The sequence below is a fragment of the Neobacillus jeddahensis genome (assembly GCF_000612625.1).
In the GTDB taxonomy this organism is placed as follows: domain Bacteria; phylum Bacillota; class Bacilli; order Bacillales; family Cytobacillaceae; genus Neobacillus; species Neobacillus jeddahensis.
Map to the genome: position 1 here is coordinate 36059 of NZ_CCAS010000010.1, position 19078 is coordinate 55136.

General features: G+C 39.2%; 19 protein-coding genes. 6 read left to right on the top strand and 13 right to left on the bottom strand.

Annotated features, from left to right (window positions below):
• Nucleotides 1–76: 76 nt before the first annotated feature.
• The 5 genes from TY15_RS06795 to TY15_RS06815 form a co-directional block, all read right to left on the bottom strand.
• On the bottom strand, nucleotides 77–865 hold the full coding sequence (locus TY15_RS06795; RefSeq protein ID WP_040207645.1) for a DUF1444 domain-containing protein: 789 nt from the start codon (nucleotides 863–865) through the stop codon (nucleotides 77–79).
• Between the two features lie 94 nt (nucleotides 866–959).
• Complete coding sequence (locus tag TY15_RS06800) at nucleotides 960–1274, bottom strand: thioredoxin family protein (protein ID WP_040207644.1); 315 nt, start codon at nucleotides 1272–1274, stop codon at nucleotides 960–962.
• 149 nt (nucleotides 1275–1423) lie between these two features.
• A complete protein-coding gene (locus TY15_RS06805) occupies nucleotides 1424–1840 on the bottom strand; it encodes a hypothetical protein (protein WP_142305390.1) in 417 nt (138 codons plus the stop codon).
• Between the two features lie 210 nt (nucleotides 1841–2050).
• Nucleotides 2051–2560 carry a DUF84 family protein gene (locus tag TY15_RS06810; RefSeq protein WP_040207598.1) on the bottom strand — a complete coding sequence of 170 codons (510 nt, stop codon included), beginning with the start codon at nucleotides 2558–2560 and terminating at the stop codon, nucleotides 2051–2053.
• 59 nt (nucleotides 2561–2619) lie between these two features.
• Nucleotides 2620–3693, bottom strand: a complete 1074-nt coding sequence (locus TY15_RS06815) for a M42 family metallopeptidase (RefSeq protein WP_040207597.1) — start codon at nucleotides 3691–3693, stop codon at nucleotides 2620–2622.
• A 177-nt stretch (nucleotides 3694–3870) separates the two neighbouring features.
• Between TY15_RS06815 and TY15_RS06820 the strand changes: the two genes are divergently transcribed.
• The gene (locus TY15_RS06820) at nucleotides 3871–4194 is read left to right on the top strand and encodes a PepSY domain-containing protein (protein ID WP_040207596.1); all 324 of its coding nucleotides are present in this window, start codon (nucleotides 3871–3873) and stop codon (nucleotides 4192–4194) included.
• A 44-nt stretch (nucleotides 4195–4238) separates the two neighbouring features.
• Here TY15_RS06820 and TY15_RS06825 read toward each other — a convergent pair whose 3' ends face one another.
• Together TY15_RS06825 and trmB are read right to left on the bottom strand one after the other, a co-directional pair.
• Entirely contained in the window at nucleotides 4239–5081 is an 843-nt protein-coding gene (locus tag TY15_RS06825) for a YtnP family quorum-quenching lactonase (protein WP_040207595.1), read from the bottom strand.
• A 775-nt stretch (nucleotides 5082–5856) separates the two neighbouring features.
• Nucleotides 5857–6498 (bottom strand): tRNA (guanosine(46)-N7)-methyltransferase TrmB, encoded by a 642-nt coding sequence (trmB, locus tag TY15_RS06830; protein WP_040207593.1) that lies wholly within the window; start codon nucleotides 6496–6498, stop codon nucleotides 5857–5859.
• Between the two features lie 176 nt (nucleotides 6499–6674).
• Between trmB and TY15_RS06835 the strand changes: the two genes are divergently transcribed.
• Complete coding sequence (locus TY15_RS06835; RefSeq protein WP_040207592.1) at nucleotides 6675–6953, top strand: YtzH-like family protein; 279 nt, start codon at nucleotides 6675–6677, stop codon at nucleotides 6951–6953.
• Here the strand turns inward: TY15_RS06835 and TY15_RS06840 are convergent, their stop codons facing one another.
• From TY15_RS06840 to thpR, 4 genes are all read right to left on the bottom strand, one after another.
• Nucleotides 6954–7727 (bottom strand): phosphotransferase family protein, encoded by a 774-nt coding sequence (locus TY15_RS06840; RefSeq protein WP_040207591.1) that lies wholly within the window; start codon nucleotides 7725–7727, stop codon nucleotides 6954–6956.
• Between the two features lie 207 nt (nucleotides 7728–7934).
• Nucleotides 7935–10070 (bottom strand): type I pullulanase, encoded by a 2136-nt coding sequence (pulA, locus tag TY15_RS06845; protein WP_040207590.1) that lies wholly within the window; start codon nucleotides 10068–10070, stop codon nucleotides 7935–7937.
• The gene (locus TY15_RS06850; protein ID WP_316244799.1) at nucleotides 10057–11100 is read right to left on the bottom strand and encodes a diacylglycerol/lipid kinase family protein; all 1044 of its coding nucleotides are present in this window, start codon (nucleotides 11098–11100) and stop codon (nucleotides 10057–10059) included. Before TY15_RS06850 ends, pulA begins: the two co-directional genes overlap by 14 nt.
• Complete coding sequence (gene thpR, locus TY15_RS06855) at nucleotides 11066–11635, bottom strand: RNA 2',3'-cyclic phosphodiesterase (protein ID WP_040207588.1); 570 nt, start codon at nucleotides 11633–11635, stop codon at nucleotides 11066–11068. Before thpR ends, TY15_RS06850 begins: the two co-directional genes overlap by 35 nt.
• 154 nt (nucleotides 11636–11789) lie before the next feature.
• Between thpR and cysK the strand changes: the two genes are divergently transcribed.
• Nucleotides 11790–12716, top strand: a complete 927-nt coding sequence (cysK, locus tag TY15_RS06860; protein WP_040207587.1) for a cysteine synthase A — start codon at nucleotides 11790–11792, stop codon at nucleotides 12714–12716.
• 70 nt (nucleotides 12717–12786) lie between these two features.
• Here the strand turns inward: cysK and dat are convergent, their stop codons facing one another.
• The gene (gene dat, locus TY15_RS06865) at nucleotides 12787–13659 is read right to left on the bottom strand and encodes a D-amino-acid transaminase (protein WP_040207586.1); all 873 of its coding nucleotides are present in this window, start codon (nucleotides 13657–13659) and stop codon (nucleotides 12787–12789) included.
• Nucleotides 13660–14146: 487 nt separating this feature from the next.
• Here dat and TY15_RS23495 point away from each other — a divergent pair, with 487 nt between their 5' ends.
• Nucleotides 14147–14368 carry a DeoR family transcriptional regulator gene (locus TY15_RS23495; protein WP_007086548.1) on the top strand — a complete coding sequence of 74 codons (222 nt, stop codon included), beginning with the start codon at nucleotides 14147–14149 and terminating at the stop codon, nucleotides 14366–14368.
• Between the two features lie 224 nt (nucleotides 14369–14592).
• Nucleotides 14593–15936, top strand: a complete 1344-nt coding sequence (locus tag TY15_RS06870) for an amino acid permease (protein WP_040207585.1) — start codon at nucleotides 14593–14595, stop codon at nucleotides 15934–15936.
• 97 nt (nucleotides 15937–16033) lie between these two features.
• Here the strand turns inward: TY15_RS06870 and TY15_RS06875 are convergent, their stop codons facing one another.
• Nucleotides 16034–16921 carry a LysR family transcriptional regulator gene (locus TY15_RS06875; protein ID WP_040207583.1) on the bottom strand — a complete coding sequence of 296 codons (888 nt, stop codon included), beginning with the start codon at nucleotides 16919–16921 and terminating at the stop codon, nucleotides 16034–16036.
• Between the two features lie 129 nt (nucleotides 16922–17050).
• On the opposite strand from TY15_RS06875, the gene TY15_RS06880 reads away from it, so the two are divergent.
• A complete protein-coding gene (locus tag TY15_RS06880; protein WP_040207582.1) occupies nucleotides 17051–19045 on the top strand; it encodes a YhgE/Pip domain-containing protein in 1995 nt (664 codons plus the stop codon).
• Nucleotides 19046–19078 lie beyond the last annotated feature (33 nt).

The following is a 19078-nucleotide window of genomic DNA, read 5'->3' on the forward strand; positions in this document are numbered from 1 at the left end:
ATATGTTTCAATTGGATACATAAGGAAGGATATCACGAAAAAAGACCACTTTTTCATGTGATCATCTTTTCTAGTGTTATTTATTTTTCCCTAAGATAAAAATTGGTTCCAATTCCCCTGCTTCATATAAAAATGACAAAGCCGTGATTGGCACCCTTCCGTTCGCAAAAAAGCTCATGGCCATCTGAGCAAGAACGTCATAGCCCTTGTCGTTACGAATATCAGCAATAATTAACACATCTTGATGTGGAACAGCAAGCACCATTGTCCCCGTAATGCGCTTCTCGATCTCATTTAGGAACCCCTTATTTACTATTCTACTCGCATCATATCCATCATTCGTGTTCAAAAAATAAAAGATATTCCCGGCCACCTGGTCTTCCTTTAATGGAGTAGAAAGCGATCGTGCATTAAATAAGGCAATCTCCTTAATCCTGCTTGCTTCCCATCCCTCTTTTTCCATGATTTGTTTGTCAATAAGCCGGTAGGTGTTACCCATATCATACGCATAATAAATCTTGGTTTCAGCGGTATGTTCATCAATTAAGAATGGGTTCCCCTCTGCCGCTTCAGTCGGGAATGACCCAGAACGAATGACAGGAAAAATCTTTTTTTCATGATCTTTTAACTGTACAGGATCTGTCATAGCCCGAAGACCTTCTTCAACATAATAAACAATCTCATCTATCGCCTTCTCCTGCTCAATCTGCCATTTTGCAATGACTCCTGGGATAGATACCGTAATCCCTTTGCCTAGCAATGTGCTTTCGATCCGAAGTTGATCCTTTTCCCGATCATAAGTAATCAGTTTGTCTTTTCCAGTCAAGCGGGCTTCTAATTCACGCCGCATTTTTTTACTATCCATTTTCATGTTAAACCCACCATTTCACGAAGCTTTGTATTCTATTGTACATGAAAAAAACCCCCATCTCAAAGAAGAGAGAGGGGGCAGCGGAAATTTAATTTAATCCAGAAATGAAAGCTTCGATTTCTTCTTGCGTTTTTCGATCTTTACTGACAAATCGACCAAGCTCTTTTCCATTTCCATAGGCGATAAAGCTTGGAATTCCGTAAACATCCACCTGTTGGCATAAATCAATAAATTGATCGCGGTCAATATGAATAAATGTATATTCATTAAATTTTGCTTCTATTTCCGGTAACACAGGTTCGATGAAGCGACAATCTCCGCACCAATTCGCTGAAAACATGAAAATTGTTTTTCCCTGATCGCGAAGTTGTTCAAATTGCTCGATTGATTCTAAGTTTTTCAAATAAAACCCCTCCGTTTGAAATAAATCTTCATCTCGAATCATAACAGGATTGCATTTTACCATCCACTGATATGCATTGCTCATTTAACCCAACTTGACCTTTTTATCATGCCCATAGGACACAGATAGAAGCCAGAGGAAACCGTATTTTATTGGTTATAGTTTACTGAATTCACCATCTGCATCATGACTTTAGATTCCTCTACCAATTTACTTGTTTTGACTTGGGTCGTGATTTTTGCTCCGCCCACACCAATGGTCATTTCATTCTTATCATTATCCAATTGTTTAATCGTCAAAAATCCAAATTTATGATCTTGCTTATAGGTTTTGTTTATATCTAGGTTTTTGTATTGATCAATCGTCGCTTTATACACGACATCACTGGACGGTTCTTCTTGTGGATTTATAAAAAGTATATAAGTATTGGAACCACCTTTTAAAATAATATTCGTAGGAGATTCCTCTTTTACTTCATACCCCTTTGGTAAGAAGAATTCAACCTTACCACTCTTTTCATTTGTTTTTTTCTCTTTTTCATGGAAGGTAGTATCAACCGTTTTCATTATTGCGGTACTTTCTTCTTTCAGCGATGAACTGTTACACGCTGTTAATATAAAAATGGAAAGTAAGAACACCATAATGGTTTTGAAAAAATCCAGATTGCTCTCCTCCTTTTCTGTGAGTAAAGTCCTATTCCTATCATACCTTCCAAAATATTTGGATGACAAGACATTTGTCCGATAATCGTGTCGAAAAGTGAGTTATTTTCTTACCTATTTAGTAAAATAGTCATATTGCCCGACTAACAGCTTTGTAACATGCGTAAACATATCTACTCGATTAATCATTCCATTCGTAAAGATTCCAACTGCTCCCTCATGTTTTCTTACATTTTTCATTTTTGCATACTCATCCATCACAGGTCCTAGTTCTTCACCTGCCCTAAGTCTGGCTGCTACTTCGGCGGGCAGGAGGAACCTTGCCCCACCGGCAATGAAAGGCTCCACAGTGGGTGTAGCTAGTGCCCCCCAGTTACAAAGCAACAATCCATAACTGGTTTCCTGAACGCCGCCCTCAAGACCAATCCCAATATCCCCATTCCCCATCCTCAAAGCCTCTTTAGCGCGATTGATTGCACCCCTGATTGTTTCATCATCAGAAAACGGCTGATCATTGACACCGCTTGGGACATCGAGAGGAATAAATTCTAGTTCATCTTGATCAAAACTATTTTTTACTGCCGCAATTTTAGCAGGATTTTTAGATCCAATAACAATTCTCATTTTACATATATCTCCTTCTCTACAGCAAAAAGGAGGCATGCTGGATGCCTCCTGAATGATTAGCTGTTTGCTTTGATGGTATCCACTGTGGTTTGGTCACAGGTTTTAACTAATTTAACTAATAATTCTTTCGCGGCTGCATAATCATCAATGTGAATAATTGAAGCATGGGTATGAATATACCGTGAGCAAATACCTATTACAGCACTAGGTACCCCTTCATTGGATAAATGAACACGACCAGCATCCGTTCCACCCTGTGAGACGAAATATTGGTATGGAATTTTATGGGTTTCTGCGGTATCGAGGATAAATTCCCGCATTCCTCGATGCGTCACCATGGAGCGATCAAGGATACGAAGTAATGTCCCTTTCCCTAATTGGCCAAACTCTTGTTTATCCCCAGTCATATCATTGGCTGGACTTGCATCAAGGGCAAAAAAGATATCAGGATTGATCATATTTGCAGCGGTTTGTGCGCCACGTAAGCCAACCTCCTCTTGGACTGTTGCCCCAGAATAAAGGATATTTGGTAAAGTCTCATCTTTCACTTCCTGCAAGAGCTCGATTGCCAATCCACAGCCATAACGATTATCCCATGCCTTTGCTAAAATCTTCTTGTCATTGGCCATGGGGGTAAAGGGGCAAATTGGCAAGATGGCCTGACCTGGTTTAATGCCAATACGTTCTGCATCCTCACGGTCATCTGCTCCGATATCAATTAACATGTTTTTTATTTCCATCGGCTTGTTTTTCTTTGCATCATCTAAAAGATGTGGTGGAATCGATCCTACGACCCCAATAACTGGGCCATTCTTAGTCATCACTTGGACACGTTGAGCAAGGAGAACTTGGCTCCACCAGCCCCCAAGCGTTTGAAACCGCAGCATTCCATTATCAGTAATGGATGTAACCATGAAACCAACTTCATCCATATGACCAGCGACCATGATAGTTGGACCCTGTCCCGTTCCTTTTTTCACCCCAAAAATACTACCTAATTTATCTTGAACAATCTCATCTGAATATAATGACAATTGTTCTCTCATGAAATTTCTTACTAAATGTTCATTACCTGGGGCCCCTGGAAGTTCCGTCAATGTTTGAAAAAGCGTTAATGTTTGTTCATTCATGTTAATACTCCTTTTATAATTTTTCATATATTATGTATATTGCTTATTGTACAGAAACTCAATTGCGGTTACCAACAATTCAATTCAATATTTGTAATAATACCTTCCCTCCCTCAAATACGATATACTGAGAGAGAGAATATTTATAGTGATTTTTCTAAATTTGGAGGTGAAAAGATGAACTGGAAATCTTTTTTCATTGGTGCAGCAGTTGGTCTTGTTGGTGGATATGTCACAAAGGAAATCCTTGCCCAAAACACAAATGTTTCACCTGAAAGGGTTTTAGAAAATGTAAAAAAGAAATTTAAACAGAGCGGTCCGATCAGCGGCTCATGGATACATATGGTGGCAGAGCCTTACGAAAAACAGGATATTACCTACAATGTATATAAGGGGGGTATCTCCAAGAATAATAATGGGACACATGAACAATTTGAGTTTATTGCCGATGCCCATACAGGAACATTAATAGATATTACCTTATCGAGCGACGCTGTTTAAGCAAAAATAGCCGCATCTTAGCTCGTGATACGGCTATTTTTTGCTTATCTTTTCCTTTTAATGCTTTCCACTATTTGTTTTCCGTCACTATCCCATTTTATGGCTCGATAGTAGGCATCATGATAAAATGTGAACCATGCATTATTTTCTAACCCATAAGGCAGCCATTTTTCCTTTGCCGCAATCGATGTCATTGGATAGTCGTCATATGCCATTACCCATAATACATTTTGATGTGCATGCGTGGCCATCAAGTCAGCCATATGGATAGACATTTCACCACCATCCTCAATAATGAGAATCGAATGACCATCACTATGCCCTCCTGTATGAATCATCGTGATGGCTTTTAAACTCCATTTTTCCTCAAAAGGAACTACCTGACTTTCAATCGCTTCCCAATTTTCTTTCCAGTATGTATTTTTCGAGCGAATATTAGGATGACGCATTTCATCCCATTCCACTTGTGAGGTGATGATTTTCGCCTTCGGGAAGGTAGATACGAACTTACCGTCTACAAGTTTCGTCAACCCGCCAACATGGTCGAAATGCAAATGTGTCATCAGAACATAGTCGATATCCTCCGCTTGGATCCCTAATCGTTCCAAGGATTCCTCCAGCTCTGATTCCGTTGTGACCCCATAATTTCTCAGTTGTTTTTCAGATAATTTTCCTTTACCAAGTCCAGCTTCCACTAGAAAGTTCTTACCATCCATTTGGATTAACATAGGATCTGTTGGTAATTCAATTTGATTTTTTTCATTGGCCGGATACTTTTTTGACCATAGCCCTTTTGGAACCACGCCAAACATTGCTCCTCCGTCTAAATTTGTGACGCCCCCTGATAACCAGGTTAGCTTAACATTTCCTATTTTTAACGATTCCATCTGCCCTCTCCTCCTTGACACCTTTTCTTAATAGTATCATTATCTGAACATTTGGAGAACAAAAAAGAACAGCTTACATTAAGAACAGTCTGGTTAGATTTGCGCTCCGGGTGGACGCTTTCCGCGGGCGGGGCCGAGCCGCTTCCCTCGCTACGCTCAGTCCAGGGTCTCGACTTTCCCGCTTTTCCCGCAGGAGTCGCCACCCTCCGCTCCAATCAATTAAAAATTATTCTATTATCTTAGAATTTAAACACTTCGAGATGACATGTGATGATGAAAAATCAATTTGATGAACACGAAAAAATAGAAATACTAACGATAGATCATTAGTTCCTAAAGATCATTTAGTATCTAGCTTAGAGTATCCAATATGATGGAAAAGTGTTGAACGAGACGGACAATCTTACTAGATATAGAAAAAATTGTATGAAAAGTCAATGATTACGTTTGCTTCCATCTGGAAACTTGGTCATGGTAAGCTGCTTGGGGAGGACTCAAAAAGCTTAATGAACAGTCTTTAGAATCGTATAATAAAGTATACTTGTTGATTGGAGCGGAAGGCGCTTGACTCCTGGGGGATTAGCGTTTCAGGCGAGACCCCACAGGAGCTTGCGACGAGGAGGCTCGGCGAACGCCCCCCGGAAAGCAAGCGCCTGGAGCGGAAATCAACCTTTTCTCATACCATCCATAAATAATGACAAAAGGCACCAAGAGTGTACTCTCGATACCTTTTTTGAAAGTCTGACCACAGCTTTTTTAAGAACTGTTCTTCCTATTAATTTTGATACTTCACTTCACAACGATAAATACGATTTCCCATTTCTGAGAATTTCTGTTCATACTCTGTCATGATATTTCCTTCATAATCACTTTTATGAAAATCAAGACTTACATATTTCAACAATAGCCCATAAGCGGAAAAGCTCATCAAAGAATATTCGAATAAACCTTGATTATCTGTTTTAAAATGAATTTCGCCGCCATCTACCAAGATGTCTTCATATAACTTTAAAAAATCTTTATACGTTAATCTTCTTTTTTCATGACGGGTCTTTGGCCATGGGTCTGAAAAATTCAAATAAACTCGGTCAATGTCATTTTTCGTAAAGTACTTCGCTAAATCCGCTGCATTAACATTCAATAGCCGCAAATTAGGTAAATCCGCTTCAATTAAGCGATCTAATGCTGCGACAATAACACTGTCATAAATTTCAATTCCCATATAATTAATGTCAGGATTGGCCTTTGCCATTTCGGTAATGAATTGACCTTTTCCCGTCCCAACTTCAATATGAATGGGGTGATTATTATCAAAAACCTCTGCCCAATTTCCTTTGTGTTGTTCAGGGTTTGCGACAATATATTGTGGATGCTGCTCTATTCTTTCTTTTGCCCAAGGCTTATTTCTAAGTCTCATTGTGACACTCCTATTAACAAATATAGTTCAAAACATAACATGTTGCCTTTTTACTTGCAAGTAAAACAAAATGGAAAAATATGAGTTGGAAAAAAGGTTCGCGCATAAACAGAAAAAGAATTCACAACCTAAGGTGAATTCTTTTTTACATTTCCACTCAGAAAGGGTGATCTTCTATGCCATTAAGTCACGGTGACCAAGTAACATTACTCAAAGATATCTTAAACAATCATCAAACAGATTGTTGTGGATCCGTATCAGAATGTGAGCAACTAGAACGCCTAGTGAAATCGCTGATGGTCAACACAGAAATCGATCAGAATGTTAAAAACATCTTACAAGAAGTTTATCAATACAGCCAGTACGGTTCGCAAACGGCTGATTTAGATCAGCATATTTCATCTAACCAAGAAAACTTATCCCAATGGGTAAGTGATATTGGACAATTCTCTTAATTAAAGGATTTCATTTAAAAACGGAATCCATTTATTCATTTCTTCCAATCGGTTTTTATTTTTATACCATTGAATGGAAGAAAGGGTTTGAATCGTCACATACCATTTCATTCTTAATTTCAGATGCACAGTTAACTCTTTACCGTACATGCCCAACCAGTCTTGCCAGTTTTCTTCGGGTATGTACCAATAAAGAAGTAATCCTAGGTCAATGGCAGGGTCAGCGATCATTGCACCATCCCAATCGATTAAGTACAACTGGTTGTCTTCTGCAAGCAGCCAGTTGTTATGATTAACATCACCATGACAAACTACTTTTTCATCACAATAGACATTTAGGGCTTCCTGCTTAAGAAAACGCAATGATTTTTGCGTTTCAGGCAGTGCAAGTACCTGTTCATCTAATTCGCTTATCACTAATTGCAATCTTGTCTCTGGATTTAAGGGCGAATTCTCTATCCGACTCAACATTCCAAGCATTGGCTCTGAACAGTGAATTTTCTTAAGCAATCTTGCAACATCCTCTTGGTTCATTTCAGATGGCTTTAACTCTCGGCCAGGAAGCCATTGTTGCGCTGTGATCACATCTCCATTTTCCAATCGTTTTGTCCAAACAAGCTTTGGGACAATCCCTTCAGCTGATAATACTGCAAGGAATGGAGAGGAATTCCGCTTTAAAAAAAGCCTTTGATCTTTATATTTTGCATAAAAGGCTTCTCCTGTTTTGCCTCCAGCAGGGGTTATTTCCCACTCTTGTCCTAGTAAATGTTCCAAAATTGCTCACCTTCAATTTATGCCGTTCTAATGCGCTTATTCCTCTAATAGAGGTAACACCTGTGCTGCCGGAAGGTTTTAAAACCCATAATTATATCGATAGCTTTTTTTGAATAAAAAAAAAAGCTATTGAAACCATAGCACACAATAGCCATCTTAATAAATTTTATCTCCATTTGCCTTTTTTCGTCAAGTAATCTTGGAAAACTATTTTTTCAGCAAAACATTTAGTGAAATAGGTTCGATCAATAATGGTCCTATTTTCACGTCCTTTTTTGAGGATATCCCTGCATACTCATGGTCAGCCAAAAGCAACCATCGTCCCGTTGGAAGGGTAATCATTTCTCCCTTTGAAGATGGGTTAATCAAGATGATGACCTCCTCTTTCGGCGCTTTAATGCTGTAAGCTAAAATCGGAGCAGCATAGGCCAATGGGTGAACCTGGTTGCGAATTTCCTCTGCGGTTTTCATTCGAAAACAGGAAAATTCTTTTCGAATGTGAATAAGCCCCTTGATTAAGTCGACATTTTCTTGAAACAGACTTTTCCTTTCCCAATCAAGCTGGTTAATAGCGTCTGGAGAGCGGTAACTATTACCGTCTCCCTGCTTTGTACGGAAGAACTCCTGTCCGCTATGAAGAAATGGAATTCCCTGTGACAGCAGCACCATACTGGTAGCAAGGCGGTGGTACTTCCTTCGCGTTATGTCATCAGCATCTGGGAAACAGGCTTGCAGCTTATCCCAAAGGGTATGGTTATCATGGCATTCAACATAATTAACAGATTGACTAGGTTGATTAAAAAGACTGGCACCTTTTTTTGACAGGCCGATACTTCCCGCCATCACCTCAAGAGCATCAGCCAAGAAATGGGCATTCCCTAATGCGTAGCCTTTATCAAATAAATTAAATGTATTACCCTTAATGACGTCTCGGAATTTGTCATTAAACTGGGCAATTTCTGGGAGTTTTGCTTGATTAAGAATAATCGCTTTTTGTTCCAGTGGCAGCGGGGTATTTAGGTTCCATCCTTCACCAATGATGAGGGTCCCCTTTGAAATGCTGTCACATGTTTTTCTTACCTCAAGCATCGTTTCTATATCTAAAATCCCCATTAAATCAAACCGGAATCCATCGACATGATACTCCTCCATCCAATAGCGAATGGAATCAATAATAAATTTCCTAACCATTTTTCGTTCCGATGCAAGATCATTCCCTACTCCGGTGCCATTCGAAGGCAGCCCCATTTCGTTATGTCGAAAATAGTAGCCTGGGACAACTTTTTCAAAAGAGGAGTCTTCGCGAATATACACATGATTATAAACCACATCTAGGATCACCCTAAGACCGACACTGTGAACCTGATCGATTAGTTTCTTTAATTCAATAATTCGCGAATAAGGATTCGTGGGGTCCGTCGCATAACTTCCCTCTGGTGCATTAAAATGGAGAGGATTATACCCCCAGTTATAGTCTTTAGTTGGATTTAATTCATCGACGCCAGCAAAATCATGTATGGGGAGAAATTCAATATGGGTTACTCCTAAATCTTTCACATACGATAATCCTGTTAACTCCCCATCTTTCCCTTTTGTGTTTAGCTCTCCTGCACCTAGATACAGACCCTTTTCCTTGCAACCACTATCCTTATGAATGGTAAAATCTCTTATATGTGTTTCGTAAATAATCGCATCCACGGGGTTATCCAATAATGGTAAGTCCTGTCTAGGCCGAAAAGTTTTCTCTAGCTTGACGACCACGCCTTTCTCTCCACCTGTTGTTAAGGCCTTTGCATACGGATCCACTGCTTCTCGCCATTCTTGATTAACAAGGACAAGAAAGCTATAGTGAAAGAATTCCAAATCACGAGCTACACCTACAGACCAGACTCCTCGTTCCTCTCGCCTCATCTTGATGATTTCAGCATACTCAATGTTTGGCGGACGTATCTTTACTTTCACCCCTGTTGCTGTCGGGGCCCATAGCTTAAAAAGGGTGTGGCTGCCATCAACAGTCACGCCCAAGTCCAGCCCACCATAATAAAATTTCTCATCAAAGGCATCCGTTCGAATCACAGCACCTATTTGTAAATCAGTTTTTCCACCATGCTCATCGAGAATCCAATATTGCTTTCCAAATAAAAGATCCCCTTCAAACTGACAGACATATTTATGATTATCTTCAATCTCCGTCTCCTTTAAGATGTGGAGCGGAGTCATCACTGTATCTGTAGTCAAATTGAATGTTGATGACCTGCCATGATGATATGAAAGGGGAAGCAGAATCGTAATGATATTCATTTCATCTAAGTAGGCAAAAAATTTCCTGTCAGTAGAAATCATTCGAATCCCTCTCCTTTAGCTCCACTTCTTCCGTCTTTCGTCTTCTTGTTAACACCTTCAAATTTTTTGCTTGAAGGTCAATGTTGAGGGGAGTATATCCGATCTGTTCTCCATCAGCGTGGACATGTAAGCTTGTTGGAGAGTGAACTGACACAACTCTTCCCTTAAAGCTTTTTACTTCTTTAAAATGGATATGTTTCCCCCAAAATACGCTGATAAAAACAAGGAGTAATTTCAACCGTGATAACTGATGAACCACCGTAATATCAAAAAGACCATCATCTGGTTCGGCGGCAGGGGCAATTTTCATTCCCCCTCCATAATATGGTTGGTTGGAAACGGTAACAAACCATGTTTTATCAAATATATGCTTTTTCCCGTCAATTGATATATCAATTGTTGATGTTTTATAGGTAAACAACTTTTTTATTAAAAAATAAACATAAACGAGCCTACCAAGTGATAATTTATTGAAAAGTGCCTTCATCTTTGATTGATTGACTTCATAGGAGATAATAGCATCAAAGCCTGCACCCATATTATTAATAAAATAGTGCTTAGAAGCATCCTGAAGAGTGATTTTTCCAATATCAATCGCCGATGCCTTCTGCTTCATTAAGCGCAGAATACAGCTTAATGCTTCCACAGGATCAGCAGGAATATGATACCCTCTTGAAAAGTCGTTTCCCGAACCACCAGGAATAAATCCGAGCGTAATATGTTTATCATGGACGACTCCATTCATCACTTCATGCATCGTTCCATCTCCGCCAACAGCAATAATTAGCGTGTTTTCCTGTGACTTCGCGGCAATTTGGCTTGAGAGGACCTGCGCGTGTCCAGGATAATCAGTAAAGAAGGCAAGATAGGTAAGATTTTCACCCTTCAAATGGTCCTCTATTTTTTTCCACGTTTTCATACAGTATCCATTTCTTGCTTTGGGGTTAACAATAAAATAAATATGATTCATATAACCAACCTTTGACGATAAATTTCTAATTGTGTAACGGAAAGACAGCGATTGCCTCATATTTAGGTGTCTTAGTCAAATGGGTTTGATATAACACAACCTCATTCGCTTGAAACGATAGTGGTTCAGGCTGGAGTTTCGTCCAAACGCCAAGTTCTTCTTTTTGAAAATGATCTTCACCTTTCCACTTTCGTGCAAGCGTAATATGGGGTCGAAATGGTCTTTTTTCAAGTTGAAACCCCGCCCTCTCGCATGTCGTAAACACTTTTCCTCTGATCGCCTGTAATGGTGGGCTTTCCTCGGTATCAGCCCAAAATACACGTGGTGAGTCTTCGTGACCAAAAAAGCCGAGCGCATTTATTTTTAATGAAAATGCCTTCGTATCAAGTAAGACCTCTTTTACATGACGCAATAATGCCGCCAATTTTTCAGGAGGAACAGCTCCTAAAAATACTAAGGTAATGTGTAAGTCTTGATGGTGAACCCAACGTCTAAAAGGGATGGTTTCCTTCATTCTTTCAATATGTTTTTTCAAAACCAACTTTGTTTCTTCGGGTAGTCTAAGCGCAAAGAAAAAATGCGGCTGCTGTTCCATTGTCCTCATCCGTCCTTTTTTATCATTTTAGTCTATTTTCCCCCATTTGTATCTACCATCAACCATATCTATAAGCGATATTTTTTACAAACAGTCTTATTTTCATTATGATTAAACTAGTACTGTTAGTGGCAGGTAGAAAGGGTGGTTCCTATTGAAAGTTGTTAATAATATAGCAGAATTAATTGGCGAAACACCATTGGTAAAATTAAATCGTGTTGCACCCAAAGATGGGGCCACGGTCTATTTAAAGCTAGAATATTACAATCCTAGCAAAAGTGTAAAAGATCGTGCCGCCTTTAATATGATCTTGGCGGCTGAAAAGGCTGGAAAATTGACAGAGGGCTCCACGATTATTGAACCGACAAGTGGTAATACCGGAATTGGCATTGCCATGAATGCGGCTGCACGTGGCTATAAATCCATTATCGTGATGCCTGACACGATGACACAAGAACGGATAAATATTTTACGAGCCTATGGAGCAAAGGTCGTGCTAACTCCGGGCAATGAAAAGATGCCCGGTGCGATAAAAAAAGCGCAGCAATTAGCAGCGGAAATTCCCAATAGTTTTTTACCAATGCAATTTGAAAATCAAGCAAACCCTGATGCACACCGTTATTCAACGGCTGTTGAGATCATCGAAGCAGTCAAGGAAATCGGAAAACCGCTTGCCGCTTTTGTAGCAACAGCTGGGACCGGGGGAACGATAACAGGAACAGGAGAAGTCTTGAAAGAGCATTTTTCAAACTTATTGATCCATGTTGTGGAACCAAAGGGGTCACCTGTTTTATCGGGTGGAAAACCAGGCAAACACAAACTCGTTGGAACAAGTCCGGGCTTTATCCCGGAAATCTTAAACCAGGCAGTTTACAATAAAATCCAGCAAATCTCAGATGAAGATGCTTATGATATAACTAGAAGATTGGCGAAAGAGGAAGGAATACTCGTAGGTCCCTCTTCTGGTGCCGCCTGTTACGCAGCATTACAGGTTGCTAAACAATTTTCTCCAAACGAGGTGATTGTTTGTATTGCCTGTGATACAGGTGAAAGATATTTATCGAGCGATTTATTTCAGTAAAATGAGTAAGTGCAACAGCTAGACCATTCAAAAAGACGTGCTACAGATGATCTGTATCCACGTCTTTTTCTTAAACGATCACTTTGTCAGGTAAGGCACCGCACTGTTTTTCAATTTCCTTTTCAAATAGTGCTTGTAACTTCCTCGTGATTGGACCAGGAGTTCCATTCTTCACTCGATTCCTATCAATTTCAACAATCGGCATAACCTCTGACGTTGTACTAGATAAGAATACCTCATCAGCCTGTTGAAGCTCCTCAATACTAAACGGCCTTTCCTCAACTTGAATAGTACTTGCCAAGCACTGTTGTATAATAACATCTTTTGTTATCCCTTTTAATATAAACGGATCTGAAGGATGGGTTATTACCACGCCATTCTTTACGATAAAGATATTGGATGAACTTCCTTCTGTGACGGTTTCCGACCGGTGCTGGATAGCTTCATAACAAGCTTGCTCAGCAGCTTTTTGTTTTGCCAATAAGTTCCCAAGTAAATTTAAGCTTTTTATATCACATCTCAGCCAACGAATATCGTCTAACAAAATAGTTTTAACACCCGTTTGCAAACTATCTACTGGTCTAGGAAATTCCTTTGTATAGGCGACAAGGGTAGGCGTAATTCCTTTGGCGGGGTAGGCATGATTACGTGGAGCGGCCCCTCTTGTCATTTGCATATAAACAATCCCCATTTGAAGATCATTTTTCAAGACGAGCTCTTCTAGTAAATTAGCTAATTCTGTAACAGAATAAGGGAGCGAAATATCGATACTCTCCGAGCTTTTACCAAATCGAGCTAAATGTTCGTTTTCAGTGAAGAGTTTACCATTGTAGACACGGATTACTTCATACACCCCATCGCCAAATTGGTAACCTCGATCCTCAATATCTACCTTAGCTTCTGAACGATTAATAATTGAGCCATTTAAGATTGCAAATTCCATTATTCCACTCCCTCTGGTTTACTTACTCCCATATAAAAGAATTATATTCTTCATTAACAATATCATTATTGCAAATAAGTTCACACTTTAGCTAAAAAGGACGATATTTTTTGTAGAAAAGAGGCAGAACGTTTTAAGATAAACTTAGCATAAAATAATTTAACTAAAAATTCAATTAATTAGTCATAATCCAGGCGTAATCGCCCATAACCTATAGTATGAGGAGAATGAAGGCGGCAAATCCCCGTACATTTTATCCTTATTTTATATGTTTATTTTGTAAAAATTTCGTATATTGGTGGAAATTTTCAGATTTTATGGGTACAATAAGGTTAGATGTATGACATCTAGGTATCCACAGTAACATTCCATAAAAAGGAGTTGTCTGCGCGGAAAAGAAACTACATATTCTTGAAGAGTAATCTTCAAACAGGCGTCGGTAGAGGGATTAAGCCATAGGTTTGAAATTAGGATAGGGAGTGGTTCTTTGAAACCTTCAACTAACCGGATGTTAAACCGCATCAAATGTATCTACATGTTTATTCGCAATAACGGCACTGTCACTACGCAAGAACTTGTAGAGGAATTTGGTATCACTCCTCGCACCATACAACGAGATTTAAATGTCTTAGCCTATAATGACTTGGTTATAAGCCCAAGCCGCGGAAAATGGACGACTACACAGAAGAAAGTGAAGATGTCATCTTAACAACCAAATTAAAACATTGAATGATAAGCATATAAAAGCATGCGAGTATTTTAGCGCATGCTTTTTACTTACCCGAGAACTTGATTAGCATTTCTTGAAGTGAGAAACCGCACTCGTAAATCTTCAAGTATATTTGACAGTTTTCATAAATATGATATATTAGTATAAAAATACTTTAGTGCTTAAAAGCGTCTAAGCAAAACAGAGAAGTGAGTTGGGACAGCATGGAGAAAAATCAACAAGATTTACAAAAGGGACTTTTGCCGAGACATGTCCAATTTATTGCCTTGGCTGGTATGATTGGGACAGGCATTTTTAAGGGGAGCTCCGATACATTAAGTATTGCAGGGCCAAGTGTGATCATCGCCTATCTCATTGGAGGTCTGCTGCTCTTTATTATTATGGCTGCATTAGGAGAAATGGCGCTTGCTTTTCCAAACTTAAATGTTCAGCATTTAGTTAACAAAGCATTTGGGTTTCAAATATCTTATTTGGTTGGCTGGCTTTACTGGATCAATTGGATTATAGTAACGGTGGTAGAATTATTAGCGGCAGGTAGTTTCTTACAATTTTGGTTTCCGGCTATACCATTATGGCTGCTAAGCTTTTTATGTGCAGTGGTGATCGTAGCAATTAATCTATTTCAAGTGAAATATTATGGGGAACTGGAGTTTTGGTTTGCTGGAATTAAAATTATTGCTTTAATAGCATTTATACTCTTAGGCTTCTTACTCCTTTTTGGTCTAATTCCAAGTAGTATCAATGACCCGTTTTCAAATTATACTGCACATGGCGGATTTTTCCCACACGGTATCAGTGGAACCTTCAGTGCCTTTTTAGTTGTCATGTTTTCTTATGGTGGTGCTGAATTAATTGGAGTGGCCGTAACGGAAACGAAGGATGCAGAACGAGTATTACCAAAAATTATTAAAGGTGCCGTCTGGCGTGTCATTATCTTTTATGTATTACCCATTCTCATTATTTGTGGAATGATGCCTTGGGATAAAGTCACGGGTGCAGATAGTCCATTCGTTCAAGTTTTCAGTATAACTGGTTTACCTGGAGCAGCTCACATCATGAACTTTGTTCTATTAACAGCCGTTTTATCGGCAGCCAATTCTGGAATTTATGCTACGTCTAGAACACTGTTTTCGATGTCACAAAGTGGGGTAGCACCTACAAGGCTTGGAAAACTATCAAAAAATGGAATTCCTATCATTGGTATCCTGATTACAAGTGTTTGTATTTTAGTAGGTGTTTACTTGGCCTACCTAACACCAAGTCAAGTCATCGGCTATCTCATGACCATCCCTGGATTTACCGTCATGATCATCTGGATTAGTATTTGTGCCGCCCAATTAAAATTAAGGCCACTTTATAAAAAACAACCAGCGTTTCAGGTGAAATACTTTCCATATACAACCATTTTTGCCATTACGTTATTAACGGTTATCTTTGTTGGATTTCTGCTTAACGTAAATAATTTAATCGGTTCAACTGTTTCCATTGTGATCATTGCCCTTCTCATTATGCTTTCTTTTAATGCGAGAAAAAAAGGGTTCAAATAAAGATAATAAGAGGACAAGCCAGCAAATTTCTGCTGGCTTATTTTTATAAAATGAACAATACATACTTGATTAAGTATCCCCTTTAGCAGCTCTTCCCTTAATGAATAGCAATCTTCGAAAAATAATCGAGAACATACTTACGAAATTGTTGCGAGGGATTAGATAAGAACCGCCGTTTGGACCACCCTAATCCAATTGTCCGTTGACAGTTTGGTTCCATGATATGCAGTTTATTGGGAAACGGATTTTCTTTATTCATCCAAGAGATTTCCGGAATAAAGGCTACTCCTAATCCTTGCCTCACTAAATCACCAATCACTCCGGGTTCATCTCCTTCAAAGGCAATGTTCGGAACAAATCCAGCCTTACGGCAAAATTCATCTGTCACATTTCTAAACCCGAAGCCCGTATTCATACTAATAAATGATTCATCCTTAACTTCCTCAAGCCTAATTTTTTCTCTACCAGCTAAACGATGTCCTGGAGGTACCACTAGGTAAATTTCTTCGGTAACAAGCGGTTCCCAGATAATATCATCACCCTCTAGTGGCACTGATGAGATACAAAAATCAATCTTCGCCTTTTCAAGCAAATTCCGCATCGATGAAGTCGATTCAAGAACTTGTTGAAATTTAATATCTGGAAACTGCCTTAAAAAGGAACTTAATAATTCTGGAAGAACTCTTGGGATACTTACTGCTAATGTAATTTGCGTTTGCCCCTGATCAGCCAGTTCAACCAGTTCTCTTTTCCCCTCATTTAATTCTAAAATGATCCTGTTAACCCTCTGTAAAAACAGCTTTCCAAATTCATTTAGCTGCAGTTGCCTGTTTTTTCTATCAAACAATGGCACACCGAGGTCTTCTTCTAATCTTGTGATCGTTTTACTTAACGATGGTTGGGCTATTTGAAGTTCAGCAGCCGCCTTGGTCATATGCTCAAGTCTGGCAACCGTTTGAAAATACTGCAGTTGTAATAATTCCATTGTACCCCTCCCTTCTTTATAAATAGATTAGAAGCTATTAATTGATAACTAATTATATATTATACATTATATCCAAAAGTATTTATTATAGTGTTTATGTTAAAAATTCATTAAACAAAGGGGTAGTTTATGAAAGGAATTCAATTAGTTTTCAGTGATTTAAAAGCGATGTGGCTACATAAACATGGGAGAATTGCTTTAATCTTTCTTTTGATTGTGCCATTAATTTATTCGAGCTTTTTCCTAGCGGGATATTGGAATCCATATGGGCGCTTGGACAAGCTCCCTGTTGCGATTGTTAATTTAGATCAAGGCTCGATGATGGAAGATAAGGAGATTGATGCAGGTCAAGAATTTGTTAAAAACCTGAAAGAGACAAAAGATCTTAACTTCCATTTCACCTCCGAAAAGAAGGCTGAACAAGGACTTAAGGATGGGGACTATTACATGGTTCTTACGATTCCAAAGGATTTCTCGCAGAAGGTCAGCACCTTAATGGATGCACATCCGGTACCTGCAATGCTAAGTTATAAAATCAATCCTGGTAAAAACTACGTAGCTTCGCAGATTAGCACGACAGCCATTGAAAAGATGAAAACAAAAATCTCTGCTAGCATTACAAAGTCATATGCAGAGGGCGTATTTTCTAAGTTCCAGGAGTTAGCCACTGGATTACATGATGCTAGTGATGGTGCGACGCAACTAAACCAAGGAACAAATGACGCTAAAACTGGAGTACTTCAGTTAGCTGATGGAATCAATCGCTTAAATGATGGGACTGGTAAGCTCCAGGATGGAAGTCATCAGCTTTCAAGTGGTCAACAAGCTTTAACTACTGGGATTAACACCCTTCAGGATGGATCCCTGTCGCTCTATAACGGGATGGCAAAATTATCAGAAGGACACGGAAGTCTTGAAGCAGGTATGGTCCAGGTAACAGAAGGCATGAAAGCATTGGCTACGAGCAATGAAACGTTGGCTCAAGGTCAAGCTAGCTTGAAAAATGGTGCGGATAAACTAACGGAATCCATTGAGCAATTCATACAAAGTCATCCTGAAATGCAAGCTGATGATTCCCTCAAGGAAATCGTTACACTGTCAGCTGGTTTAGCGAAGTCTGCTGACTCATTGAGTAGCGGGCAAGCAAAGTTAGTTCAAGGCACAAACCAATTAATTCAGGGTCAGAGCCAAGTTCTAGCTGGCATGAAGCAATTTGGGACAAAATTGACTGAAGCTACCGCAGGTGCCCAACAATTGTCTGAAGGAACAGTTCAAGTTTCCAACGGATTCACCCAATGGCAAACAGGATTTTCCTCTCTCAACAATGGCATTAATGAGTTAGCTGATGGTGAGAAACAGCTGCAAACTGGAGGCACTCAATTAGCCGAGGGCTTAGGTCAACTGACAGTGGGCTCTAATGAGCTTGCGACTAAATTAAACGATGCAGCGGACAAAACATCCAGTATCCATAACAATGATCAACTTACGACGATGTTCGCTGAACCGGTGAAATTGGTAGAAACAGATTTATCTGATGTTCCAAACTATGGTACAGGAATTACGCCTTATTTTCTATCTCTAGCCTTATACGTTGGTGGAATTATGGCAGCAAATATCCTTCCACTTAGCAGAAGACAAAACATGAAAGTGAATGGGACAGAACATTTTATCAATAAACTTGGGCTTAAATATATGATTGCCTTAGTTCAGGTCCTTTTTGTTGATTTAATCGTCCTATTAGGATTTAAAGTTCACGTTGCCAGCGTTCCACTGTTTATCTTATCTAGCGTGATTATTTCCTTTACTTTTATGACTTTTATCCTGATGCTCGTTACCTTATTTGGTCTTGCAGGCAAGTTTATGGCGGTCACGCTATTAGTCCTTCAATTAGCCACATGTGGCGGAACCTTCCCAGGAGAATTAAGTAACCCAATCCTTGCGAAGATTGGGCAACTGCTGCCAATGGCTCATTCCCTACAAGGATTCCAGGATGTTATTTCATTAGGAGACTTGTCAATGCTACAAGATCAAATCTATATCTTACTCTTCTATCTACTAATTGCTGGTGCAATTGGCTGGATTACAAGTCATCTTCAACATGCCAAAACATCTGTTGAAGTATAAATTAAATAAAGAAAGTGATATCCGCATACTGGA